The 24,416-nt window shown below is 38.9% G+C and carries 28 protein-coding genes; 15 read left to right on the plus strand and 13 right to left on the minus strand.

Translation table 11 applies throughout. From position 1 onward, the window contains the following. Positions 1–19: 19 nt before the first annotated feature. From DSM106972_RS06245 to DSM106972_RS52485, 3 genes are all read right to left on the minus strand, one after another. Positions 20–250, minus strand: coding sequence for a hypothetical protein (locus DSM106972_RS06245; RefSeq protein ID WP_127079828.1), 231 nt, complete (start codon positions 248–250; stop codon positions 20–22). A gap of 216 nt (positions 251–466) precedes the next feature. Then, positions 467–1,495: an RNA-guided endonuclease InsQ/TnpB family protein gene (locus tag DSM106972_RS06250; RefSeq protein WP_201800687.1), complete on the minus strand. Its 1,029-nt coding sequence runs from the start codon at positions 1,493–1,495 to the stop codon at positions 467–469. Between the two features lie 27 nt (positions 1,496–1,522). After that, entirely contained in the window at positions 1,523–1,687 is a 165-nt protein-coding gene (locus DSM106972_RS52485; RefSeq protein WP_201800688.1) for a helix-turn-helix domain-containing protein, read from the minus strand. A 73-nt stretch (positions 1,688–1,760) separates the two neighbouring features. Between DSM106972_RS52485 and DSM106972_RS06255 the strand changes: the two genes are divergently transcribed. Then, positions 1,761–1,952: a hypothetical protein gene (locus DSM106972_RS06255; RefSeq protein WP_127079830.1), complete on the plus strand. Its 192-nt coding sequence runs from the start codon at positions 1,761–1,763 to the stop codon at positions 1,950–1,952. Positions 1,953–1,962: 10 nt separating this feature from the next. On the opposite strand, the gene DSM106972_RS06260 is transcribed toward DSM106972_RS06255, so the two are convergent. After that, a complete protein-coding gene (locus tag DSM106972_RS06260) occupies positions 1,963–2,343 on the minus strand; it encodes a Rieske 2Fe-2S domain-containing protein (RefSeq protein WP_325052151.1) in 381 nt (126 codons plus the stop codon). Between the two features lie 693 nt (positions 2,344–3,036). Between DSM106972_RS06260 and DSM106972_RS06265 the strand changes: the two genes are divergently transcribed. From DSM106972_RS06265 to cydB, 3 genes are all read left to right on the plus strand, one after another. Further along, complete coding sequence (locus DSM106972_RS06265) at positions 3,037–3,852, plus strand: hypothetical protein (protein WP_127079832.1); 816 nt, start codon at positions 3,037–3,039, stop codon at positions 3,850–3,852. A 271-nt stretch (positions 3,853–4,123) separates the two neighbouring features. Next, positions 4,124–5,563: a cytochrome ubiquinol oxidase subunit I gene (locus tag DSM106972_RS06270; protein ID WP_127079834.1), complete on the plus strand. Its 1,440-nt coding sequence runs from the start codon at positions 4,124–4,126 to the stop codon at positions 5,561–5,563. Positions 5,564–5,607: 44 nt separating this feature from the next. Continuing rightward, the gene (cydB, locus tag DSM106972_RS06275) at positions 5,608–6,624 is read left to right on the plus strand and encodes a cytochrome d ubiquinol oxidase subunit II (protein ID WP_127079836.1); all 1,017 of its coding nucleotides are present in this window, start codon (positions 5,608–5,610) and stop codon (positions 6,622–6,624) included. A 53-nt stretch (positions 6,625–6,677) separates the two neighbouring features. Here cydB and DSM106972_RS06280 read toward each other — a convergent pair whose 3' ends face one another. The 3 genes from DSM106972_RS06280 to DSM106972_RS06290 form a co-directional block, all read right to left on the minus strand. Further along, positions 6,678–6,902 (minus strand): hypothetical protein, encoded by a 225-nt coding sequence (locus tag DSM106972_RS06280; protein WP_127079838.1) that lies wholly within the window; start codon positions 6,900–6,902, stop codon positions 6,678–6,680. Positions 6,903–6,995: 93 nt separating this feature from the next. Continuing rightward, positions 6,996–7,724, minus strand: coding sequence for a phytanoyl-CoA dioxygenase family protein (locus tag DSM106972_RS06285; protein WP_127079840.1), 729 nt, complete (start codon positions 7,722–7,724; stop codon positions 6,996–6,998). 94 nt (positions 7,725–7,818) lie between these two features. Continuing rightward, positions 7,819–9,015 carry a sensor histidine kinase gene (locus tag DSM106972_RS06290; RefSeq protein ID WP_127079842.1) on the minus strand — a complete coding sequence of 399 codons (1,197 nt, stop codon included), beginning with the start codon at positions 9,013–9,015 and terminating at the stop codon, positions 7,819–7,821. Between the two features lie 230 nt (positions 9,016–9,245). On the opposite strand from DSM106972_RS06290, the gene DSM106972_RS06295 reads away from it, so the two are divergent. From DSM106972_RS06295 to DSM106972_RS06315, 5 genes are all read left to right on the plus strand, one after another. Further along, complete coding sequence (locus DSM106972_RS06295; protein ID WP_127079844.1) at positions 9,246–9,701, plus strand: P pilus assembly/Cpx signaling pathway, periplasmic inhibitor/zinc-resistance associated protein; 456 nt, start codon at positions 9,246–9,248, stop codon at positions 9,699–9,701. A 205-nt stretch (positions 9,702–9,906) separates the two neighbouring features. Beyond that, the gene (locus DSM106972_RS06300) at positions 9,907–10,353 is read left to right on the plus strand and encodes a hypothetical protein (protein WP_127079846.1); all 447 of its coding nucleotides are present in this window, start codon (positions 9,907–9,909) and stop codon (positions 10,351–10,353) included. 131 nt (positions 10,354–10,484) lie between these two features. Then, positions 10,485–10,703: a regulatory protein SipA gene (gene sipA / locus DSM106972_RS06305; RefSeq protein WP_127079975.1), complete on the plus strand. Its 219-nt coding sequence runs from the start codon at positions 10,485–10,487 to the stop codon at positions 10,701–10,703. Between the two features lie 67 nt (positions 10,704–10,770). Further along, complete coding sequence (locus tag DSM106972_RS06310) at positions 10,771–11,328, plus strand: peroxiredoxin (RefSeq protein ID WP_127079848.1); 558 nt, start codon at positions 10,771–10,773, stop codon at positions 11,326–11,328. Positions 11,329–11,332: 4 nt separating this feature from the next. Next, complete coding sequence (locus DSM106972_RS06315; RefSeq protein WP_127079850.1) at positions 11,333–11,827, plus strand: hypothetical protein; 495 nt, start codon at positions 11,333–11,335, stop codon at positions 11,825–11,827. A gap of 69 nt (positions 11,828–11,896) precedes the next feature. On the opposite strand, the gene holB is transcribed toward DSM106972_RS06315, so the two are convergent. The 5 genes from holB to cobJ all read right to left on the minus strand — a co-directional run bounded on the left by holB (position 11,897) and on the right by cobJ (position 16,532). Next, positions 11,897–12,844: a DNA polymerase III subunit delta' gene (holB, locus tag DSM106972_RS06320; protein WP_127079852.1), complete on the minus strand. Its 948-nt coding sequence runs from the start codon at positions 12,842–12,844 to the stop codon at positions 11,897–11,899. After that, entirely contained in the window at positions 12,841–13,479 is a 639-nt protein-coding gene (tmk, locus tag DSM106972_RS06325) for a dTMP kinase (RefSeq protein WP_127079854.1), read from the minus strand. The genes holB and tmk overlap by 4 nt, the downstream gene beginning before the upstream one ends. A 74-nt stretch (positions 13,480–13,553) precedes the next feature. Then, positions 13,554–14,255, minus strand: a complete 702-nt coding sequence (locus tag DSM106972_RS06330) for an NAD(P)H-dependent oxidoreductase (RefSeq protein ID WP_170213556.1) — start codon at positions 14,253–14,255, stop codon at positions 13,554–13,556. 21 nt (positions 14,256–14,276) lie between these two features. Further along, positions 14,277–14,753, minus strand: coding sequence for a nucleotidyltransferase domain-containing protein (locus DSM106972_RS06335; RefSeq protein ID WP_127079858.1), 477 nt, complete (start codon positions 14,751–14,753; stop codon positions 14,277–14,279). A 9-nt stretch (positions 14,754–14,762) separates the two neighbouring features. Beyond that, the gene (cobJ, locus tag DSM106972_RS06340) at positions 14,763–16,532 is read right to left on the minus strand and encodes a precorrin-3B C(17)-methyltransferase (protein ID WP_127079859.1); all 1,770 of its coding nucleotides are present in this window, start codon (positions 16,530–16,532) and stop codon (positions 14,763–14,765) included. A gap of 166 nt (positions 16,533–16,698) precedes the next feature. Between cobJ and DSM106972_RS06345 the strand changes: the two genes are divergently transcribed. The 5 genes from DSM106972_RS06345 to DSM106972_RS06365 all read left to right on the plus strand — a co-directional run bounded on the left by DSM106972_RS06345 (position 16,699) and on the right by DSM106972_RS06365 (position 22,891). Next, positions 16,699–18,258, plus strand: a complete 1,560-nt coding sequence (locus DSM106972_RS06345; protein ID WP_127079860.1) for a type II CAAX endopeptidase family protein — start codon at positions 16,699–16,701, stop codon at positions 18,256–18,258. Positions 18,259–19,156: 898 nt separating this feature from the next. Beyond that, positions 19,157–19,432 (plus strand): TM2 domain-containing protein, encoded by a 276-nt coding sequence (locus DSM106972_RS06350; RefSeq protein WP_019490775.1) that lies wholly within the window; start codon positions 19,157–19,159, stop codon positions 19,430–19,432. Between the two features lie 77 nt (positions 19,433–19,509). Then, a complete protein-coding gene (locus DSM106972_RS53160; protein WP_127079861.1) occupies positions 19,510–19,710 on the plus strand; it encodes a hypothetical protein in 201 nt (66 codons plus the stop codon). 115 nt (positions 19,711–19,825) lie between these two features. Next, positions 19,826–22,204 (plus strand): heavy metal translocating P-type ATPase, encoded by a 2,379-nt coding sequence (locus DSM106972_RS06360; RefSeq protein ID WP_127079863.1) that lies wholly within the window; start codon positions 19,826–19,828, stop codon positions 22,202–22,204. A 186-nt stretch (positions 22,205–22,390) separates the two neighbouring features. Beyond that, positions 22,391–22,891 (plus strand): FHA domain-containing protein, encoded by a 501-nt coding sequence (locus tag DSM106972_RS06365; RefSeq protein ID WP_127079865.1) that lies wholly within the window; start codon positions 22,391–22,393, stop codon positions 22,889–22,891. Between the two features lie 78 nt (positions 22,892–22,969). On the opposite strand, the gene DSM106972_RS06370 is transcribed toward DSM106972_RS06365, so the two are convergent. Further along, on the minus strand, positions 22,970–23,317 hold the full coding sequence (locus tag DSM106972_RS06370; RefSeq protein WP_127079867.1) for a hypothetical protein: 348 nt from the start codon (positions 23,315–23,317) through the stop codon (positions 22,970–22,972). Positions 23,318–23,445: 128 nt separating this feature from the next. On the opposite strand from DSM106972_RS06370, the gene thyD reads away from it, so the two are divergent. Continuing rightward, entirely contained in the window at positions 23,446–24,366 is a 921-nt protein-coding gene (gene thyD / locus DSM106972_RS06375; protein WP_127079869.1) for a thylakoid membrane protein ThyD, read from the plus strand. Positions 24,367–24,416 lie beyond the last annotated feature (50 nt).

Raw genomic sequence — 24,416 nt, forward strand, 5'->3', positions numbered from 1 at the left:
CCTATCCTACAAATAAATTTTACTTTTTGGGCTTTTCAGGTAGGTTGCGGGGAGGAATTAGGCGCCCTTGGTAGAATTTTTGTTCGAGTTTACCAAGTCGGTACCATGTCAAACCAATAACTAAAAAAGTTAGTGATGCAATGCTTGTAGCTGTAGTGGTGGAGGTGAATTGGTTTAGTACTGGTATTAATGCCCATGAGATGGCGCCTATAGATCCAATTGCAGTGCGAATTTTTTTAATATTCGCCAATGCTTTACTACAACTACCACAATGTACTGTATGTGAATGATACCTCTGCTCTACGAAACTTACCCATACCCATCTACTCTCAAGATTCAACAGTTCTGGTGTTCGCTTCTTGCTTCAACCAAGGGAGTCGGCTCCTTCTTGTCCACAAGCGTTTTCCTTGCATCCAAGGCTTCAACCGCAAGCCACGGTCACTACGATATCTAAAAATCTTTACCCTTAATCTTTCTTTTTCCTAGACTTTTTAATGCTTTTTTTCTGCTTGGGAGCAGCCGACATATGATTATCAGCCCTTTCCAAATTTATAGCCGCATTTAAATCACGGTCTATGACGAAGTTACAGGCACCGCAATTAAAAACACGGTCTGATAATTTCATGTCTTGGACATGCCCACACACAGAACAAGTCTTAGAACTTGGATACCACCTATCCACAACCTCTAATTTGGTTCCGTAGTGTGATTGCTTATAATCAAGCATTCTCCGGAACTCATAAAGCCCCAAGCTAGAAACAGCTTCTGCCAATTTGTGATTTGCTACCATTCCGGATACGTTTAAATCCTCGACACGGATTTTGTAATATTTCCTGCTAATTTGAGTTGTGGTTTTCTGCAAGAAATCTCTACGAATGTTCGCAATATGAGCATGTTTTCGAGCTATGTAGTTAAAGAACTTCTTGGCATTCTTTGATGCGCGCACACCCTTACCTCTATTACCAAACTCTTTGTTTCTATTCCGCCACTGCTCTTTTGATAGCTTGGTTTTCGCTTTCTTTAAAGATTCAGGAGCGGATATTGTAGAAGCGTCTGAGAATGTTGCAAAGGTTTTTACGCCCAAATCAATACCAACTTTCTCGACTTTGTGAATGATTGGTGGAATAGGTTCTGCGTCAATGTTCGAGGATACAAACCATTTATCAGAAGTACGAGTCACGGTAAAAGTTTGGGAGGAATAATAAAAATCAACCTTTTCCTTTGAACGTACCTCTCCGTAACCAGGTAAATTTATCTTCTTACCAGGCGCAATTGAGACTCGGTTTGTAAAAGGTAAAGCTGGTTCACCCTTCTTAGGATAAATACCTCTTGATTTGTAGAGCGTAAATTTATCTCCTTTCTTTTTCGTTGCCAGTACCGGAAATTCAGTTAAGCCTTTACGCCATCTTGCAACAGCTTCTCCCAAATCCTGAAAAGCAGATTGGTAAATAGCACTAGGATAATCTTTAGTCCAGGCATATTCAGGAAGTGTCATTACATGATTTGTAAAAACTTTTTTAATTTATGATAGCCTATCTGAATCAGAAGCTTTTATTCCCTCAAATCCCCAAGATGCCTTTAGCATCTCTAACCCGAAGTTATAAACAAACCTTCTGTATCCTGCCATGCCACGCATTGAGGAAGTTTCCTTGTTATTTAACTTCAATTCTCTCTTTAATGCGTACATAACTTGACATACACCCCTGTTTCTATTACTATAAACAGAATAGCCAGCAGTTCTAAAAAAGTCAATAGGGTAAATGAAAAGAGTTAAAGACGTTCCAGCTTTTTACGATGAAATGAAGAAAGGGCATGAAATACACCTGACAGATACGGCTTGGAATGAGCTAAAAAACAGGGCTAGAGAGAAAAAACTTAGTGTGAGTGAGTATGTTGAGAGGTGGGTTAGGGGATTTTGGGAATCAAAACCTACTCAAAATAAGGAATTATGATAAATTTTAGTTAAGTTTTAGATACTAGTAGCCTATCTCCACTTGGGGCAAAAGTCCAACCATGATAAGGACACTCTAAAAGTCCATCTTGATTAATTCGACCCTCTGACAGCGGCGCCAGTCTATGTGGACATTTGTCTTCTAATACACTCCAACTTTGCGTAATATTATCCCACCAAATTACTATATCTTGCCCTAACAAAGTAAACTTAGTCGGCGCCAGTTTATCTAAGTCGCGAACGTAATGAACCGGATACCACGCTTCTAAAACATCAAAGTAATTTGCGCTACTACCACCTGCATTCATACTTGCGACAGATGCGTTATTTGTATTTTCTAATGCGGGTACATTTGATACATTAGTGTCTATCCGTGTAGAGGTCGCGGTCATAGCTTTACGTGTACTTGTATAAGCATTAAATAACTCTTTACATTATTTAACATATTTATCGTTAGTTGAAAGAAACCGGGCTTCTTATGACAAACTACGCTTTTATTTTAATCACTCGCACAGAAGCCCGGTTTCTGCTGAGGGTATAAAGTAGAAACTAGATTATGTATTTTTCTCCCTAGAAAGTAAATAAGCTGAGATTAAAGTGAGGCAAAAAACTTTAATTTTTTTTTATAAAATATTTCATGAATTTACATTATTATGTTCATACTTAGGATAGAAGCCCTTTCCATTCTGTTGGGAGAGTGCGGGTTTCATTCCATCCTGTATCTTGAATATTAGGAGCCTGAACCAAAGGGGATGGTAACACTTTAATAAACCCAAGTTAAAGGAATATGAAGCTTTTGCGCTGAAACCGGAGCGAAGCATATCGCATGGTGTGAGCAGTTACTTAAAAAAATACAATTAGTAGCCCTATTAAATGAACATAGTGAGAGTTTAACCAAATTGAGTACAGACGCAGCGGGTGCCATCTTTTTCTTCATACCGTACTCAATAGTTGCCTCAGTATTGATAAGACAGTGTGTAACAAGTTAACCAGGGGTTGACGTGACCTATTGCAGTAAGACTTTATGAACTTACTGTATATCGTTGTCGTCGTCAATTCTTAACTACCCAATAATTTTTGAGACTATGACTACGCAAATTGAAACAGATAGAAGTCCAAAACGACGTGGTTTTGTTCAGAGTATATGGGATATAGGTGTAATCTCGTCTCTGGTCATTCTTGCGTTTACCGCACAAGCTGGGAACTACGGTCAAGAAAGTACTTACTCACCTGCTCGACCAGTTAACGCTGCTGAAGTAGTTAGAAATCCTAGAGATTTCATAAATAAAACAGTAACGGTGAGAAGTAGACCAATTGAAAAGTTGGGAGTAAACTCTTTCAAACTCAAAGATGGGCTGTTTTCGCAACAAGAACCGCTTTTGGTTGTGAATGCATCAGGAATACCGTTTAATTTACCTGCGAATAATGTAGATGTACAAATTACAGGTCAGGTCAGAGACTTCGTGATTTCAGATATTGAACGCGAGTTTAAGGTGAAGCTAAATGAGGACTTGTACAGTGATTATGTCGGAGACCCTGTATTGGTTGCCGAAAACATTACTTTGGCGCCTCAACCAAATCAAGTATCCCAAGCACCAGAGCAGTTCTACGGCAAAACCATATCGGTTACAGGTCAGGTCTCTGAACTTCAAAACTCTGTAATGACATTGCAAGCAGATCAATTCATCAAAGGTAGAGACCTACCTGTTTTGATGACTACATCTCCCAAAGTTGCGATTAACAAAGGTCAGAAAGTCGCAGTAGTTGGTGAAGTACGTCCATTTATTGCGAACGAAATAGAGCAAGAATATAGCTTCTCTTGGAATCCAAACGTCAAGCAACAGCTGGAAGCACAATACAAAAATAGACCCGTCTTAATTGCCGATGCTGTATATCCATAAGTAAAAGGTGACAAAAATGTGGCACAGGCATCCTGCCTGTGCAGTGATTCTTCATTTTTACCTTATTAGACACAGAGACCACAAAGCGAAGAAAAATTAACCACAAAGGACACAAAGGACACAAAGAAAGAATTATTAAGAAAGAAATCAGTAGGTTAAAAATATGACACTAAGTCATATCAGGCTTAAGTTGTCATTAAGATAGATGACTGTTGCACAGAAACTGCTACACAATTACTGAGTAGCTTCTATTAGAGAATGCAATACAGTCATGTTCTTAGAAAACACCGTTGTCTTATCGCGAATGCAATTTGCGCTGACAGCTTTATTCCATATGCTTTGGCCCGTGCTGACAACTGGCATGGGCATTTATTTGGTAATTGTGGAAGGATTGTGGCTAAAAACGCGCAACAGTGACTACTATTACCATGCACGCTTTTGGTCGAAGTTATATATTCTTAATTTTGGAATTGGTGTAGCAACTGGAATTCCAATGGAATTTCAATTTGGCACAAACTGGGCGCCATTTTCTGAAGCTGTTGGTAACTTTTTTGGCAGTATTATGGGTTTTGAAGCGACTTGGGCATTCATGCTCGAAGCTGCTTCATTAGGAATAATGGTGTTTGGATGGGAACGAGTAAACCCCATCATTCACTACATTGCCACGATTTTAGTTGCCGTCGGCGCCAACATGTCCACATTTTGGATATTAGTAGCGAATTCGTGGATGCAAACGCCCGCAGGTGGCAAATTAGTTGATGGTAAATTTATCATCAGCGATTACTTTCAGGCAATATTCAATCCATTTATGAAAGTGAGTATTCTCCACATGTTTTTTGCAACATTGGAGACTTCGCTATTTGTAATTGGTGGTATCAGCGCTTGGTATATCTTAAATAAGCGTAACGCAGCATTTTTCTCACGCTCATTAAAAATAGTTATAGCTGCTGTGATTTTAGTGGCGCCAATACAAATATATATCGGACACTTAAGCGCCGAACAAGTTTACCATCGTCAACCAGCAAAACTTGCAGCAATGGAAGCACGATGGCAAACAATACCCGCAGGAGAATCTGCTGATTATAGCCTAGTAGCATTACCCAATGACAAAGCCGAAAAAAACGATTGGGAACTCTCTATACCAAATGCACTAGGTTTTGTGCTGGAATTTAAACAAAAGCTTTCTGAACCCGTTTTAAGTCTAAAAGAATTTAAACCAGAAAATCGACCGCACCTTGTAGGTCTAATTTATTACTCATTCCGAACAATGGTAGGAATTGGGTTTGCACTAGCTGGGTTAATGCTAATAACCACACTGCAATGGTTACGAGGCAAACTATCAACCGAAAACATTACCGAGCAAAAATGGTTACTACGTGCGTGGCTATTTGCTGCACCACTTGGTTACATAGCAATTGACACAGGGTGGGTTGTGCGCTGTGTTGGGCGCCAACCTTGGACGGTATATAATCAACTTCGTACAGTAGATTCAGTATCGAAGCTACCCCCAAGTAACGTTTTAACAACTTTAATTTGCTACGCGACCGTTTACACCATGCTGTTATTTGCAGCGCTCTACTTCGGCAGTCGGATAATTCGTAAAGGGCCAAATTTAAACTTACCAATACCAGGTATAGAATCACAACCAGCACTCGACACAAAACCCGGAGAATTTGTACCTGACGAACGTCCAGTAGAAGCACAACAGTAATTAGTTAGGAGTTAGGAGTTAGGAGTTAGGAGTTAGGAGTAAAAATGGAAACACTTACATACTTTCTACCGCAGGTCTGGTTTGGAATATTAGCCTTGTTTTTATTCCTTTACGTTATGCTGGATGGGTTTGATTTAGGAGTGGGAATTTTATCACTCACCGCATCTAACGAAGAACGACGCGGTATTTTAATGACCAGTTTAAGTAATATCTGGGATGCAAATGAAACTTGGTTAGTACTGATGGGAGGAAGTTTATTCGGCGCCTTTCCTTTAGCTTACGCCACAATATTAAATGCGTTATATATACCCGTTAGCATGATGCTATTTGGGTTTATATTTCGTGCCGTAGCATTTGAGTTTCGCGAACACGCAAATAGAAAGCTGTTCTGGAACATCGCTTTTGGCACCGGAAGTTTTTTAGCTGCTCTTGGACAAGGGTTTGCATTGGGCGCCGTTCTTAAAGGTATTGTAGTCGATTCACATGGTCATTTCGTGGGCACAACTTGGGACTTTTTGAGTTGGCAGTCTATATTAGTAGCTTTGACTTTAATTCAAGGTTATGTACTAATTGGTTCAACTTACCTTATCTGGAAAACAGAGGGTGAATTACAGGAAACCCATTATAAAACAGCTAAACTTGCCGCCTATACAACATTGATAGGAGCAATATTTATTACCATTTCCACACCAGTATTTTATCAAAGCGCACGCACAAAGTTATTTGAGGCGCCGCTCGTTTATATTTTTGCAATAATTCCGGTGTTGGGAATATGGTTAATATGGCAACTTCTGGGTAGTTTAGACAAAAAGCAAGATAAGGCGCCGTTTGTCTGGACAATTCTAATATTTGTTTTGACATTTATTGGGTTAGCTTTAGTTGTGTTTCCATACATTATTCCAACTGAAATCACAATTTATGAAGCTGCTGCTGACCCTAGTTCACTTGTGTTCATGCTAATTTTTGTAGGATTTCTGATTCCAATTATGATTTTCTACAATATTTATCAGTATGTAGTATTTCGAGGTAAAGTTACGAGTCATCAATACGGGGGAGAGTAACTGGCAACGGATACAACGGATGAAACGGATAAGCTATCCGCTTCATCTGTTCATTATCTGTTGCTATCTTTACATTCAAGTAAATATATTTTTTCAAGTTTTTTAATTTGCTGCTGTGTTTTTTGGGTACGTCGTTCTTTATTTATAATTATTCTTACTGTTACTAATAATCCGATAATTACTACTATCAAACTAGCATTTATGTATAAATTAGCATAAGAGGCGTTTTGATAGTATGTTTGTATAGTTGTGTGTGATTTAGTTGGGAAAGATTGCATTTGATTACCCCTCGTAGCAATTTTTATTTATCTAATTACTAATAGGGTGACATTGGCGCCGTTTATGCAAAGCTTGATTAGATATCACGTCAATTATGTTGAAATACCCGGTATTCTGAGAATCCGACGCTGTGAAGCGTTTAAATCAGGGAAGTTATCAGCATTGTAATAGTATCTCGCCCAGGCTGTAGATTGAGGTGAATATTTGTAAAATAGGGTGCGACGTTCGTTTTTACCTTGCCAGGGTAGTGTACCGTGAGTCAAAGCTTCGGTAAAAATAATTGCGCTTCCAGCTTTTGCCGTTACTGTTTTAACACAGCTATGTGGAGTTTCTAAATTTTGCCATGCTTGGGGGAACGGATAGTTACTTTTGTGACTACCAGGAACACAGCCAAATCCACCATCACCTTGATTTACATCGCTTAATTCATAAGCAACAGCAGTGAGACCATTGTACATTTTGCCGTGTTTAAACTCGTAATACTGGCAAGGGTCATAAGGATTTCCACCACCGTGAAGCGATGACCCAACTGGCCCGACTCCTTGACCGATAATATGAACGTAGTCATGGTCTAAACGAAACTCATGACCCAATAGTTCCAAAAGATAAGGAGTAACACGTGGGTTATCGATAATATCGCGAAATGGTTTACCCCAACTTAGTAAACAATCAAATCTATATCTTGTCGCATTTGGTGATTTATGTAACTCCTTTTGCTTGTCTAGGTAAGAATTTAATTCAGCGATTTGGGAGCTAGATAAAGCGTTTTCAATAACGATAAATCCTTGTAAATCAAATAGGTAACGCTCTAATTCATTCATGCAAAACATCAAAGTAAATTTTATGACAAAATCCTATAAACCGGGTTTCTAAATGGAGAAACCCGGTTTCTTAACGTAAATCATAATTAATATATCACATCAATTCGATTATTACTTGAATTTGACAACCGTTACCTGGAGAAGTTTCAATATTAAAGTTGCCTCCCAAAGCTTCAGTGCGCTGACGCATACTATGCAATCCAAACCCTTTGGTAGCTTCATTTAAATCAAATCCAATTCCATTATCTTGAATTTTTAAATGTAGTTTGGAATGAATATTTAATAGTTCTAAATTTATTTTTGTGGCATTAGCATATTTACAAATATTTGTCACAGATTCTTGAATAATTCGATACACAGTAATGCTCAATTCGCTTGATAATGGAGTCTTTAAATTAATTATATATTCTGGTTTAACATTAGTTGTGCGTTCCACATCTTCTAAAAGTAATATAATTGCCGATTCTAATGAATCACCTTGCCAAGGGTGTAAGCGTAATGCTGATACCGATTGTCGCACATCTTGTAATGCTTTTGAACCTAACTCTTTTGCTCGCGCTAAAAAATCGTGTGCTTTAACTGGATTTGACTGCGACAGCTTTAATGCAGCTTCTAGTTGTAAATTAAGTGCTGTTAATGAATGTCCTAAAGAGTCGTGAATTTCTTGTGCGATGCGGTTACGTTCTTCTAAAGTTGCTTGATATTCAACTTTCATTGCATATTGCTTTAATTTTTGGTTTGCTGCTGCTAGTTTTTCACGACTTTGACGTTCTGACACAATTGTATTCATTAATAATAGTACAAAAATCAGCGCTAGTGCAAATAATACGACAAAACTTAAAGTGAAAAATTTGAATCGCTCTTGCCCTACTGGTGATACAGGAAATTTATTAAATTTACGAAAAATTGTGAATAGAAATAAACTAAACGACAATGAAGTTACAACTAACCGACCCGGTAGTTGAAAAATTAAACAGCTACGAGTTACTAAAATTAAATATATAAATGGAAATAATCGCGAAGCACGACCGCCAAACAATATTGTAATTAAAATTAAGCATACTTCACAAGCAGTATAGATGATTTTACTTGATTGAATTCCTTTTGGTAATCGTAACCCCATTAAACCAAAAATTATTAAGCTGCAAATCGTCAACTCAGGAAAATCTTGTGAGCGTCTTATCCACGGAGTCGGGGCCAGTGAACTGAAGATAGCAATAGTCAACAGCGTCCACTCTAGATAAAGCAGAAATCGAAACGGGTGATTTTTAAATTGAATCGAGTTACTCATCTGGTTCTTCCACATATCGAAATAAAATTAACCAAATATTAAAAATTTAAATAATAAGCTTATGTACTTAAATTAATAACTTATCATCGGCAACAAAATCTAGTTAAATTAGTCACACCTTCACCCATGACGTAAGTCATGGTTAGAATCATGACCTTTTTCAAATACAGTATTTTTACAAAATTACTTATGATGGCAGTATCAAACCAGATAAACCTAACAACAACCACATGAAATCCAAATTGTCAGTCCTCGTTGGAATCGTTGCTCTGAGCATAACCGCTATTCCTTTTGTTGCGAAAGCCAACACACTAACCTCTCAATCGCAAATTGTAGCTCAAACAACAGATGCGAAACCCAACCGTGGAAAGTTCGCAGAAGAATTGGGATTGACAGACACACAGAAAGCAGAGCTAACAAGGATTCGTCAGGAAACACGTGCAGCAATTGAAAAAGTTCTTACCCCTGAACAGCGCACTCAATGGCAAGCTGCAAAACAAAATCGTCAAGCTCGTCGTGGAGGATTTAAAGCGCTAAATCTCAGCGAAGACCAACGCGCAGAAATTAAGAAAATTAAAGAAGCGTCTAAAACTCAAATGCAAGCAGTGTTTACCGACGAACAGAAACAAAAAATACAAGAAATGCGTCAAAATTGGCGTACACGTCGTCAACAACAAAATCGCTAAAACTTTAAGTCCGGTTTCTAAGTAATTTCTGTGAAACCGGAAGTTTGATTATTAACATTAATTTTACTCAAAGAAATTTCTAAAAGTTTAAGCTATTCATGAAAATTGTTACAAAATTACGTAGATTTGTGGTTTTCCCTGACATGGTTTTTGCAATAGCTTCCTATAATAGTGAAAGCAATAGGAGAAATCCACGAGGCAATAAATGAAATTAAAAAGCTTATCAATCTTAGCCGGAGCGATTGCCCTGAGTTTAACAGCAATCCCCTTTAGTGCGAACGCAAAACCAGTACAGCAATTAGCTCAAGCTCAACAGCAACCAGCGGTTGCTCCTCCACCACAAATCCAACTCAACAAAAAACAACAAGACCAAGTTCGAGTAATCAACGCTGAAGTTCGCAAGCAAATTGAGGGTGTGTTAACAAAACCGCAACGTGAACAGCTTAAAAAATCGCTGCAAGCACGTCGCGACCCACAAGGAATTACCCAAGACTTGAAATTAACCCCAGACCAAGGCAGAAGACTTCAGCAAATTGTCGCTGGTTCGCAAAAGAAAATTTTTGAAACTGTTTTAACACCACAACAACAGAATCAAATCAGACAGTACTATCAAAGTCAAAGTCGCCAGAATCCTGGTGGGAGACCTAGATAATTTAATAGTGCATATCTACTATGAAATCACCCGTTCTGAATACAGGAGCGGGTTTTGTCTAATTCTTGGTATAACCTGCTATTTTGGTAGATATTCGTAATTTTAGGGAAAGGCGCCCTTATATATTAGAAATGTCTGAAGAATTTACCGTTGGTAGTAAAGTTCGTGTTGTCGCACTACCACAATATGTTAAAACTGCTGACACAATGCCAATGCTACGTCCTCCTGATGTCATTAAAATCGGTGAGGAAGGTATTATAGTTGACCGTCGTCCAGGTGGATATTGGGGTATACGCTTCACACGCGGAACATTCCTTCTCGAAAGTCAATATTTTGAATCCACACAGTAGAGACGCGATTAATCGCGTCTCTACTATATTGTAAACTTATATGAAGATGTGAATGTGGTATGTATAAATGATTTCTCGTCGCAATTTTCTAAATATACTTCTGGTTGGCTGTTTTACTTTCTTATCTTGGTTCGGAGGAGCGCAAGTTGCCCACGCACTAGGTGGTAAATTGCCAGAAACTAATCAACCCGCACCCGATTTTACACTACCGACTAACACAGGTAATGGAAAAATAGCACTAAGAGATTTGCGTGGTAAATGGGTAGTACTTTACTTCTACCCAAAAGACTTTACATCAGGATGCACGATTGAAGCACGTCGATTTCAAGAAGATTTACCCAAGTACATTCAAAAAAATGCTGAAATTATTGGGGTAAGTGCAGACGACATAGACTCACACGCTGAGTTTTGCGACTCAGAAGGATTAAAATTCCCTTTACTCGCTGATACCACAGGTACAGTAAGTAAAGCTTACGGTTCATGGATGAACTTTTTCTCAATGCGTCACAGTTTTATTATTGACCCCCAAGGAATGTTACGCGAAACTTTTGTTAAGGTCAATCCAAATATTCATAGTAAAGAAGTTCTATCACGACTAAATGAACTACAACAAACAGCATCGTAAATAAATGGACTTTGAACCCCAAAACACTACAGAAACCCCTACACCCAGTATTGGATTTGCTGAACCCACACCTCGTAAATCTTTAGAGATATTACGAGATGCTGAAGCGTTATTACGTCGTCCAACTGTTGCTGCCATTACTCCAATTTTACCTGCACCCCTTAGCAGGCGCCTCGATAAGGTGAATAACGTAGCAGATAATACATTAAATCAGCTAGCAGAAATAGATGTAGAGCAAATATCAGACTGGGAACTGCGACCAGCAAGGATTCAAGTTGGTTTAGGTTTTGTTGGGTTCAGTGCGCTGATGGTAATGATTTTGTTGCTGTACTTAAATACACTCCATCCAGAATTGAGCCAAATCGAACAAATCGCAAGATATTGGTACCAATATATTTGGTTTGTTAATCTTGGTGTAGCAGGTATGTTTGTACTTGGACGCGAAGCAATGCGTCCAGTGCAAAAACCTAAAAAAAGAAAACGCAAAATATATAACTAAAGATAACTCCTGTACGGGCGAGTTAACCCATAACCTACTTTTAGTAAAAAAATTTCCTAAACCCGCCCCTTACCCCAGCATCTTCAAAAACGTACATTCCCAAACTAAACGTGGTTGAGCGTAGCAAAGTAGATTTTTTCTAGTTTGTTCGAGTAGCTTAATAATATTTGGTTGACGTCGCTGTTGCCAGTACATTTGTTGTAAATAGTCAACCAGCCATAATTGAGCTTCGGTTTCTAATTCTTTGTCGATTTGTTTGGCTAATTCTAAACAGTGGCGAAGGTTTGCTGGCGCCTTAGTAACAGATTTTAATAAGTCAGAATTTATAGCTTGCATTTGTTGGTATGATTCTATAGCTTTTCCAGGACTTCCAGCAGCTATATTGATGATTGCTTGATGCTGCAATATTTCTTGATGTCCTGTTAAAGTTAGTACTTCTGTCATACCTGCTGTGTCTAAGCGATGAAATGGTATGCGTTGGCATCGCGACACAATAGTTGGTAGTATGGCATCTAAGTTAGGCGCCATTAAAATTAATGTTGCTTTTCCTGGTTCTTCAAGAGTTTTAAGTAAAGCATTTGCGGCAGACTCTGCCATTGTTTCGGCTTGTTCTATTACTACCGCACTTCTTGGCGCCAACATTGGAGGACGACTTAGAAATGTTGTAATTTCGCGGACTTGTTCTAGCCGAATAACTGGTGGCGCCTTGCGTTTAATTTTTTTTTCTGCTGCTTCTTGTGGAGTATAACGTTGTCCTTGGTGCTGGTATGTTGGTTGCACCCAAAGTACATCAGGATGATTACCTTGCTGTAAACGTTTAGTCGTCGAGTCACTCGATATATTATTAATAGAGTGTGAAAATAATAATTCAACAAAGCAACGCGCCGCTAAACTTCGCCCAACTCCATCGGCGCCTGCAAATAAGTACGCGCTCGCAATTCTATTTTTTGCTACAGCTTGTTTCAGTAACTCTACTGCTTGTTGTTGTCCAATTAGAGGTGCAAAAAAATCTGTCATTTTATAGATAAGTCTGGAAGACGTTGAGTGCAAATTTGCCGAATTTGATTTTGTATAGTAATTTTGTCCTGGTTTGCATTGATTCTAACAATTTTTTCAGGGTACATGGTAGATAAAGTTGTGTATCCTTGTTGTACACGATGGTGAAAGTCAATTAATTCAAGCTCGATTCTGTCTGCTGCTTCTCCGCTTTTACGTTTACGTGCAAGTCCGGTTTCAACGTCAATATCAAACCACAACACTAAATCAGCTTCCAAACCAGCAATAGCAATTGTATTTAATTGGTCAATTAGATTCATATCTAAGTTGCGCCCATAGCCTTGATATGCGATTGTGGAATAAATAAAGCGGTCGCATAATACATATTTTCCTGCTGCCAAATTCGGTTTGAGTTCTTGCTCGACATGTTGGGCGCGGTCAGCAGCATATAATAAAAGTTCAGTGCGGGGATCAATCGCATTATTATTAGCTTCGAGTAATAATCTTCGCAGATGTATTCCGGTGGAAGTCCCCCCAGGTTCGCGTGTGACTATAACTGGCACACCTAAAATGTGCAACCATTCGCTAGTTAATTCAATTTGGGTAGTTTTGCCACATCCTTCTACCCCTTCAAAAACGATTAATTTGCCATGCATAATAAAATAAGAAACCTGGTTTCTACGCAAAATTGCTACTTTTATTACATGTTATCAACAAAGAAACCAGGTTTCTAGCTCTTTAATTGAAAATTGTCGTCAAAATCAGCTAATGCTGGGTAAATAATTGGATACGTCTCATCAATACTGACTAATCTTTTCTCATATTCTCTTAAATAACCCTTACGTCGTTCGTCGTTAATTTTAGTGGCGCCAAATACAACAAAAGGAGGTAATACATCAAAACCAATATATCGTAAAATTCCGTGATTGATTGGGTAAAGAATAGTATGAATATCACCGTGTAAACCAATTTCAGTATACATAGGTAATTTTCCACCTGTAGTTAGCGACAACATCGCTTTTTTGCCTTTAAAAACACCATTATCATACCACTTGCCACCACCATAAATCTTACCTGCTGCAAATACTTTATCCACCCATCCTTTTAAAATTGCTGGTAAACCAAACCACCACAATGGAAATTGAAAAATAAGTACATCGCACCAAAATAACTTTTCCATTTCGGCTTTGATATCTTCAGAAAAACCATCATTCTCGCTTGCATAATAATCTTCAATTTGCTGCTGAAAATAATCAGAGTCTTTTTCTGAAGTAAAATTACGACGGTCAGACACAGGGTTAAAGTTCATAGCATATAAATCAGAGATAATTACCTCATTATTTGTTTGTTCAAGAACAGCTTTTGCATGTTGAGTTAATCCGCCATTAAAACTTTGTTTTTCGGGATGAGCGTGAACGATAAATACTTTCATAGGCAACATTAAAAATTAAATTTATGAAGTTAATGTAATTAAATCAATTACATCTTGGTGACGACCAAGCAACTCTTTATATTCAATAATTTGTTTTAAAGGCTTAACTTTTAATCTTAACCCTTCATAATAAAAAGTATTAAATACAGACAAATCATCATCTAATTTAACAGGAGTGTCATGATGATAAATAAATGCTTCCTCAGCTTGATTTATTTCAACATCCACTCCATGAATAACCAAAGTCATCATAAATAAATCAAACTCATCATCAACAATTCGCATTAAATCAATAGCTATATACTCCTTAAACAGTTCGGCAACTAACTCAATATCTTTCCGTGCCACCTCAATATCAATATCATGTAACTCCCAATGCGAACCGTAAAGATTGCCAGCTAACCCACCTGTAATACGATATGTAATATTATGTTCCTCAAAAATCGGAATAATAAACTTTAACGCTTGAATATGATTCTCAGATACAGCATCATTCATAGATATAACCTAACCCTCACTGTACTGACGAGGTGTATAAACCCAAACCCCCTCAGAATGCTTAACCACACGTGTTTTACTCGACCCCACCAAAACCAAAGTACGCATATCAACTTCCGAAACAGAAAAATCTCCAAGACTCCTAACCAACACAGACTCCCCCACCCTACCAAGATTACGAGCAAGAACCACAGGAGTTTCTGGCAAACGATATTTTAGTAAAATGTCGCGTGCAGAAGTTAACTGCCAAGTGCGTTGTTTCGATGCAGGGTTATAAAAAGCGATAACCATATCAGAACTAGCAGCAGCGATAATACGACTTTCAATAATCGACCAAGGCTTAAGAATATCAGATAAAGAGATAACACAAAAATCATGCCCTATCGGCGCCCCAATTTTAGCAGCAGCAGCTTGTAAAGCCGAAATACCCGGAGCTACCTGAACTTGTACATGCTGCCATTCTGGAACAGCATTTGACTCCAACACCTCAAATATAGCCGCAGCCATTGCGTAAATACCGGGGTCACCAGAAGAAACAACAGCAACATTACGTCCCTCTGCTGCCAAGTCTAAAGCCATTTTTGCTCGCGCCAATTCTTCACGATTATCAGAATCATGGCGCCGTTGTTCTGGACGTAAGGCGCCTGCTAAATCCAAGTAAAAACTATAACCAACTAAATCAGTTGCCTCATTGAGTATACGTTTAACTTCAGGAGACATCCAGCCACTAGCACCCGGTCCAGTCCCAACAATAAATAATTTCCCTCTAGACTTGCCAATTGTATCAGCATCAATAATAGAAGAAGACAAAGCTATAGATATCTCAATAGAATCATTTGATACTTGCGTTAATAACTTACCAGATGAACCTGTTGCAGTTAGCGCTAGTAACTCAGCCATTTTAGCTTGAGACTCTATATCTTTTCGTTGAACCCCCTGTATACTTTCTAACTCCAACAGCCGAAGCGGTACATCTAAAACGCTCGCAATTTGATTAATCGCAGGTTGAGCAGCATCTTTATTTAAAGCAAACACACCTGCTACCGATTTTTCACTCAGTCCAGCATTTACAAGCAGTTCCTTAACTAACACTACCGCATGTTCTATATCGTTTACACGGTTTACACTGGCGCCAATAGCCAAGGTAGCAGGATGATACACTAAACAGTCAGGAGTATAGTCTGTCTTATATTCAGTTACGCGAATCTCCAAATCTCCATTCGCATCGAAAGGTAGTTTACTGTTAACTAACCAATTTAGGTTTAAGAGCGCATTTCCTTTCAACTTGACTTTTGCACCAGCGAGCAAATCTGAAATAAAACCCTTTGCAGCTTCAGGATTTGCTAAGTAATATCCTTTTGGGGGAGCGAGTAGTGCAGTACGGAAGCGAATGTCTCCTGTTGTGGTAATTGCTGGTGGAACTTCAAGCACTGCTGCAATAAGTCTTGCCATATCATTAACCCCCTGAAGTCCGCCTAACAGAGGTACAACAGCACTACCATCTTCAGCAACAGCTAAAACAGGTGGCTCTTGGCGTTTGTCAGAGATAATAGGAGCAAGCGAACGAATCAAAATTCCCGCAGCACAAACACCGACTATCGGGGTTCCACTAGCGAACAACTCACGTAGCGTATCCCCAAAATTATCAAAACCCCTATCAACTCTTGTAGTGCGCTTTAGTAAACCGTAAACGGTAGCACTAGGTAAAGCACTTGCGATTTGGCGCCCAAGTGCAACACTATTTTGGTTAAGTACAATAATCGCAGCAGGTGGAAGCATTCTTGGTGGTAAATCTCATTCCCTGAATCATATTACCAAGGTCAAAGGCGCCTTTTACATCATTTCACACCCTTGAAATAGCAACCCCTTACTTTTTCGATAGGCACCAACCGCACCATATAAGCGATAATGCGGTTGAGTATGATGTTTGGAGTGAGAAACAGTAATGACAATCAAGCGAATAATATTAATTTTATTAACGGTATTGGCAATTTTGACATCAGGGTCAAGACTATATGAAACTTTACAAGAACCTCAGTATCAAAGTCGCTTAGAACTTTACCAAACCGATATAGTTTTAGAAGCAGCAGCTTGGAAACCAGAAGAAGATGACAAAAACTACCAGGGAGCGCAAAATGCTATATTAGGCGCCAACCCCACAGAAAGCGCAGCAGAACAATACTCAGAAGCGCGTCAAAAAGCTAAAACAGCAATAGAAACAACTAAACAGCGAATCGAGAAACTGCGTCAACCCATTGCACAGCAACCAAATCAAGTAGACTCAAAACTAGCTCCTCAAAAAGAATTAGACTTAAAAGTTTTATTAAAGTCACTTGACGAACAGCAAAAATTACTAACAGAACTCGAACTACGTTTAGGAGTACTGCAAGCAGAACTTTCTAAAACAGATTTAGCACTCGCAACCTGGGAACAAGTCGAGCAACGCAAGCTAACTTTTCCAGACATGAGTCAAACAGCGCGTGTATTATCAGGATTATGGGGTAATTCAAAGCAATTACTACCCAATGCCTCTGAATCGATTCAAAGTCAACTCAATGGCTGGTTTAAAATGCGCGCACTAACCCAACTATATACACTTCAAGAACGTAGTGACGCACTCAAAGCTCTCGAAGTATTACAGCAACAACAGGCAGAAAAAGCCTTACTCCAGTTAAGCATTGTTGGGGTAGTTCCTAACTTAGCCGGACTAATTGGTTTCGTGACGCTGATTTTCCTTTTGGTTCAACGCTTGTTAAAAGGGAAAGACTCAATATTAGCAACCAACAGCACACTAGCTTGGACGACACCTTGGAATGCTGAGACGATTTTACAAGTTTTCGTCGGTGGCTTCTTCTTTATGGGGCAAATTTTAGTTCCACTCTTCTTTTCTCTATTACCTCTTCCTCGTCCTGCTGGTAATATCCGTTTTCAAGCTGTGTATGTACTAATTAGCTATATTCTTCTTGCTGCGGGTTCAATATCAGTTTTATATTTCTCTATCAAACCGTTTTTACCACTCAATGACGATTGGTTTCGGTTTCGTTTAGGTGGCAAATGGATACTGTGGGGATTAGGTGGTTACTGCGTTGCTATACCCATCGTGCTTTTCGTGTCGTTGGTTAATCAACAAATTTGGCAAGGACAGGGTGGAAGTAATCCCTTGTTGCAACTCGCTCTCGAAGCAAAAGATTCTGCTGCTCTAGGTATATTTTTCACAACTGCTGCTATTGCTGCTCCTTTGTTTGAGGAATTTTTGTTTCGTGGTTTTCTACTACCATCACTGACTCGTTATATGCCTGTATGGGCATCTATTATGGTTAGCAGTTTTATTTTTGCTGCTGCTCACCTCAGCTTGTCAGAAATTTTACCTCTAACCTCCTTGGGGATCATATTAGGGATAGTCTATACTCGTTCTCGAAATCTACTGGCGCCAATGATGCTGCATAGCCTTTGGAACAGTGGTACACTACTGACTTTATTCGTACTAGGCAGCAGTAACAGCTAAATGTATGTCCTAAGACCCTTGACAAACGCAAAAACATTTGCATTAATATATTTCAACAAGAAAAAACACAAGTAAATTATGTATGTAAGCGATAACCATTGTTAAGTTAATTACTATTCAATCCCAAAAAATACGTTAAAAATCTAGCCCGAATTTAGCAAAGCATCTACTATAATGGTAGTGTCGAGCTATTTGCTTCAGAAATACCTGATTGTCTGCTTCACTAAAATTTGGCTGATATTCCGAGCTAGTAAATATAATTGAGCTTCGATTGCAGTATTTGTACTGGTAATAAGCGCGTGGTGAAATCGATGTTGATTTTGTTCGGGTTTTCCGAAACAAATTTGATAGCGATAACGTCTAATTATTAGTATTGACGCAAACAAGTTAAAACAGTCCGGAAATAAAGCCTTTGGAGTTGTAGAAAGTAATATACAGTAGTAGTTTTGAAGATTCTGCGTCCTGGCTTGTTTTGAGCAAGATTAATCTTGTTCTCATTCTTCATGAACATGCTATAGCTTGATTTATTATCAAATTAAATTGTAATTACATAAAAACCTGATAGTTGCAAGCTTTAGAGTATGCAGCGTGGTTCCCTATAAATATGTTTAGAGCGTTTTTGTTTATATTAGGCGCCCTAAATTCGGCTATAAGTTGACGAACATGTGTTTCTACTTACGTTCATATTTATTAGTAGCAGGAATCTGCTCTTATCTTCTTATCAAATAGAACAAATTAAATATCGACTAAAAATCGACTACATATAGAGCGTAATTTTTAAGCTACGTTCACATAGGCTTTATGGTTTATTTTCTAGTCATTTTTAGTCGTAAATTGGCATCGCATTGTCCAACTTTCGTCAAATTATATATAAACAACTAAGGAGCAGTACTTAATTATGGCAAATCTCACCCCTAGCCACGCCACAAAACAACTGTTATCTGGCTACTGCGGTATTATCTTTGGTGGATTGGGTATTCATAAATTTGTTTTGGGTTACTCTGCCGAAGGCTCAATTATGCTAGTTGTTTCTATTCTTGGCGCCATTTTTGCTTATGGCATTCCCTTTATAGTTATGCAACTCGTTGGATTAGTCGAAGGAATGATTTATCTCAACAAAAGTCATGAAGAGTTTGTTGACACTTATTTCGCAAACAAACAAGGTTGGTTTTAAAGTCAAATTCCCGGCTTCTTGAAACGGTCGGGAATCTTCTTTACTAAAATATTCATTTTATATATAGGTAATTAAATATGATGTTACTTAAGAACAAAAAGCTAATATTAGGAATTTTTGTGTTGTGTAGCATGGGTTACTTCGGTACTGTATCAAATTTAGAACTAAATAGTTTTTTGCGGGGTGAGTTCATTTTGATCCCGCTACAAGCTTTAGCTTTGATTTATGTAACTTTTGTATTACGGGTGGGACACCCATTCCACAAGAATCTAAAATAATTTAAAGAAAAGTTAATTAGTTTGACAATATGTCAAAGGCGTGGATATAGATTACCCTCAAATAAGAGATGCTATTAAATAGCGTCAAAATTTGTAGCAAATCCACCCATTTTCCATGCAACTTGTTTCAAAAACTGATTTACTCAACGAAAATACCCAAAACGAACCATTAAAAAAAATAACTCTAGATATTACAGGAATGAAGTGTGCTGGATGTGTTCGTAATGTCGAGCGCACGCTAACTCAATATCCAGGAGTTGTTACTAGTAGCGTGAACTTGGCAACTTCGGTTGCTGTGGTTGAGTCGAGTGGTGTTGATGCTTCGGCACTAGCTTCTCATTTGACTCAAGCAGGTTTTCCATCTCAACCACGTTACTCACGTGCTGCTCCAAGTAAACAAAACCAAATTCAAGAAGTACGTTCTGCCAACTTAAATTTATTTATAGCTGGGTTTTTGCTTGTAGTTTCAAGTTTGGGGCATTTCAGCAATATCTTTGATGCATTTTTACCAGGATTAGATAATATTTGGTTTCACTGTGGATTAGCGACACTGACGCTTCTTATTCCTGGTCGTTCAATTTTAATCGATGGCTGGTTGGGTGTACGTCGAGGGGCGCCTAACATGAACACTCTCATCAGTTTGGGAAGTGTTACAGCTTATACAGCGAGTTTAATAGCATTATTATTTCCACAGATGGGATGGGAATGCTTTTTTGACGAACCAGTAATGATGCTGGCGTTTATTTTATTAGGAAGGACTTTAGAACAACGTGCCCGTCATAAAGCTGCTGCTGCTTTTACAAATTTATTAGAACTTCAGCCACAAGTTGCACGTTTGATTGGAAAACCGAAAGATGGAAATTCGTCGTCTAACTTTGTTGTTTCTAACAATGTAGTAGAAATTCCTGCCGAACAAGTACGAATTGGAGAATGGTTACAGGTTTTACCAGGAGAGAAGATACCAGTCGATGGTGAAGTGGTACAAGGACAGACGACTGTTGATGAGTCGATGTTAACAGGGGAATCTGTACCAGTAATTAAGCAACCAGGAGATAACGTTACAGCAGCTACCTTCAACCAATCTGGTGCAATTATAATTTGTGCAACTCGTACTGGCGCCGACACGACAATAGCCCAAATCATAGCTTTAGTAGAAGCCGCACAAACTCGTAAAGCTCCCATACAAAAACTCGCTGACACTGTTGCTGGTTATTTTACTTACTTTGTTCTAACTGCCGCACTATTAACTTTTCTATTTTGGTACTTTTTCGGTGCCCACATTTGGCCAGATATTACTGCCGTAACTACACCACTCACTCATCACTCAACACTCAGCACTCATGACTCAGCACTCAGCACTCATCACTCTCCTTTACTATTAAGCCTAAAACTTGCGATTGCTGTGATGGTAGTTGCTTGTCCTTGTGCGTTAGGACTTGCAACCCCAACAGCTATTTTAGTTGGTACAGCAATGGGCGCCGAAAAAGGTTTATTAATAAAAGGGGGAGATGTTTTAGAAAAAGTTCACAAGCTTGATACTATAGTTTTTGATAAAACAGGTACCCTGACTAGTGGAAAACCTACGGTAACAGACTGTATTGTATTAGAAGAAATAGAAGCAGATAATCTTCTGAGATTAGCAGCAGCAGTAGAAAGCGGTACTTGTCATCCTCTTGCGATAGCAATTCAAACCGCAGCAATAGAAAAACAGTTAGCTATTCCCGATGCAGTAGATTTTCGTACCGAACCAGGTTTTGGAATTTCGGCGGTAGTCGAAAATAAAATAGTATTCTTAGGTAACTATGAATGGGTCACTTGGCAGGGTATTACAGTTGATGAAAGTACGCAGGATAAAGCGCGTGTACTAGCCAATGCTGGGAAAACGGTAGTATATTTAGCTTACGACAATAAAATAGCTGGAATTATCGCAGTTGCCGATACCCTTAGACCTGAAGCAAAAACCACCGTAGAAAAACTTCTCTGCTTGGGTTTGCGGGTAATGATTTTAAGCGGTGACCGTATTGAAGCTGTTAACACTATAGCTGCCGAACTTGGTATAGGCGCCACCAACATTGTTGCAGGAATACCCCCAGCCAAAAAAGCTGAGGCAATTCAAATGCTACAGCAATCAAACCAAGTTGCAATGGTTGGTGATGGCATTAATGACGCACCAGCTTTATCACAAGCAGATGTTGGAATTGCACTCCACTCTGGAACAGATGTAGCAATAGAGACTGCATCAATTGTACTAATGCGTGATTGTTTAACCGATGTGGTAGAGTCAATAAAATTAAGTCGTGCCACTTTTAACAAAATTCGCCAAAATTTATTCTGGGCTTTTGCGTATAATACGATAGGGATACCACTTGCTGCGGGTGTTTTACTTCCAAAGCTAGGTTTTGTTTTAAACCCAGCTGGTGCTGCTGCTTTAATGGCTTTCAGTTCTGTTAGTGTTGTGTCAAATTCTCTGTTATTACGACATTCCCGCAGTTAAACGTCTGTAACAATCTGTATTACAAAACGTATTACCTAGTTTGACTAATGTGAGGTTAAACTAGGTCAATGTGCAGTTTTTTGTCCAATATATACAACAAATTAAGTGCGCTACTTTTATTTGCAGTACTCAATAGCAAATAAGTTTTTTAAATACTAAATTATACAGTAGCTAGAAGCAAAGAGCATGGCAGTAAATAATACTCAACCAATTTTTACTCATCAAAGTTCAACCGATTTTGGCAACGATTTTTCGATGGCAGCAGAAATAAACGAAAGCCACTTATTAATTATCGAAGATGACCAAGGACGCAAAGAAGTCACACTTGAGCGTCCTGTATATTCGATTGGCAGAGACAGAGATTGCGATATTTGTTTAAACTCTCAATTTGTGTCGCGGCGCCATGCCGTATTGGTAAGATTACCACGCGACGATAATAGTCAAAGTTATTATTATCGAATAGTAGACGGAGACAGCAAAGGGAAACCAAGTGCGAACGGGTTGGTGATAAATGGACGCAAGCTACCTGCACACGACTTGAAAAACGAAGACGAAGTGGTTTTTGGGCCCCAGGTGCGAGCAATATACTATCTACTCAAAGATTCGATGCGGACAGGACAAACCGATGCTAGCGAGTATGATATTACTCTTATCAATCCCGGCATGACCGATGACTTTGACGACTAGTAGGTTGTGTGGAGGAACGGAACCCAACATTGTAATTTAGTGTTGGGTTCCGCTGTTCGCTCCACGCAACCTACAATTTTACCCAGCAATACTTTCAATTAGATTCCAGTGACGACTAGCCTCGATTTCTTGCTTAATGTATTGAAAAACTTGTTGGCAGTGATTTTCGAGTTGAAGTGGAAGTTCTTCGTTCTTAGCTACCAAATTCATACGAGTTTCCGTTTCGGTGGCAGTAGTCTTATCGATGAGTAATTCTACCGTGACTAACTTAGAAAACGGAACACTTCCAGGAAATTCGCGCGCCATAATATAATCAGCATTGTGATATTGCACATTCAAACCCGTACTTTGTAGAAGGTCTATAAGTGTAGGTAGAAGGTGGTCTATAGAAACAGAAAGAACAAATGAACATGTATAGCGAGCCATAATAGCCGCAAACCTCACAACACTCCGTCCTCTTATAATAACTAACACCTGCTCAAAGTAAGTAATTTTTATATCAATTCAAAAAAACCTCCTCTAAAATAATGATTTGGTGAGGTTAGGTTGTAAAAATGAAAGTCGCGATTGCTGGAGCAACAGGATTTGTAGGTAGTCGTTTGGTAGAACGACTTACCAAAGAAAATAATAGTGTAGTAGTACTAACCCGGAATGCTACTCATGCTCAAAGAGTGTTTCCTAAGAGTTCATTCCCGAATGTGGAGGTAGTGACGGCAAATTTAACGACATCAGGAGAATGGCAAAATGCGATATCTGGGTGCGATGCAGTTGTGAATTTATCTGGTGAACCAATAGCAGAAGGACGTTGGTCTCCTGCCCGTAAACAAGAAATTCTCAATAGTCGTAAGCTTGGGACTGCAAAAATTGTTGAGGCAATTACAAATGCCAATCCTAAACCAAATGTACTAGTAAATGCTTCGGCAATTGGTTTTTATGGCACTAACGAGACAGCAAGCTTTGACGAGACAAGTTCCCCAGGTAACGATTTTTTAGCATCCGTTTGTCAAGCGTGGGAATCTGAAGCGCAACTTGTCAAAAACGCTGGTGTGAGATTAGTTATTTTACGTTTAGGAATTGTTTTAGGTAACGGCGGCGCTTTGGGTAAAATGATTACACCGTTTAAGTTGTTTGCGGGTGGGCCACTAGGAAGCGGCAAGCAGTGGTTTTCCTGGATTCACCTTGATGACGTGGTGAATTTAATAATTCAGGCACTGACAAAACCAGAAATGGAAGGAGTATATAATGCGACCGCGCCTAACCCAGTTAGGATGTCACAGTTATGCGAAACAATGGGAAAAGTAATGGGGCGCCCTTCATGGCTACCTGTACCATCTTTTGCACTAGAAGCATTATTAGGAGATGGAGCAATAGTAGTTTTAGAAGGGCAACAGGTAATACCATTACGGACATTATCATCTGGCTTTAACTACCAGTATCCAAATCTAGAACCAGCCTTGGTAGAAATACTCAAATAAACCTCTTGTGGAACAGGCATCCCTGCCTGTTTTATTTGTTTAAGCATGTT

This window comes from Dulcicalothrix desertica PCC 7102 (genome assembly GCF_003991905.1).
GTDB classification, from domain to species: Bacteria; Cyanobacteriota; Cyanobacteriia; order Cyanobacteriales; family Nostocaceae; genus Dulcicalothrix; species Dulcicalothrix desertica.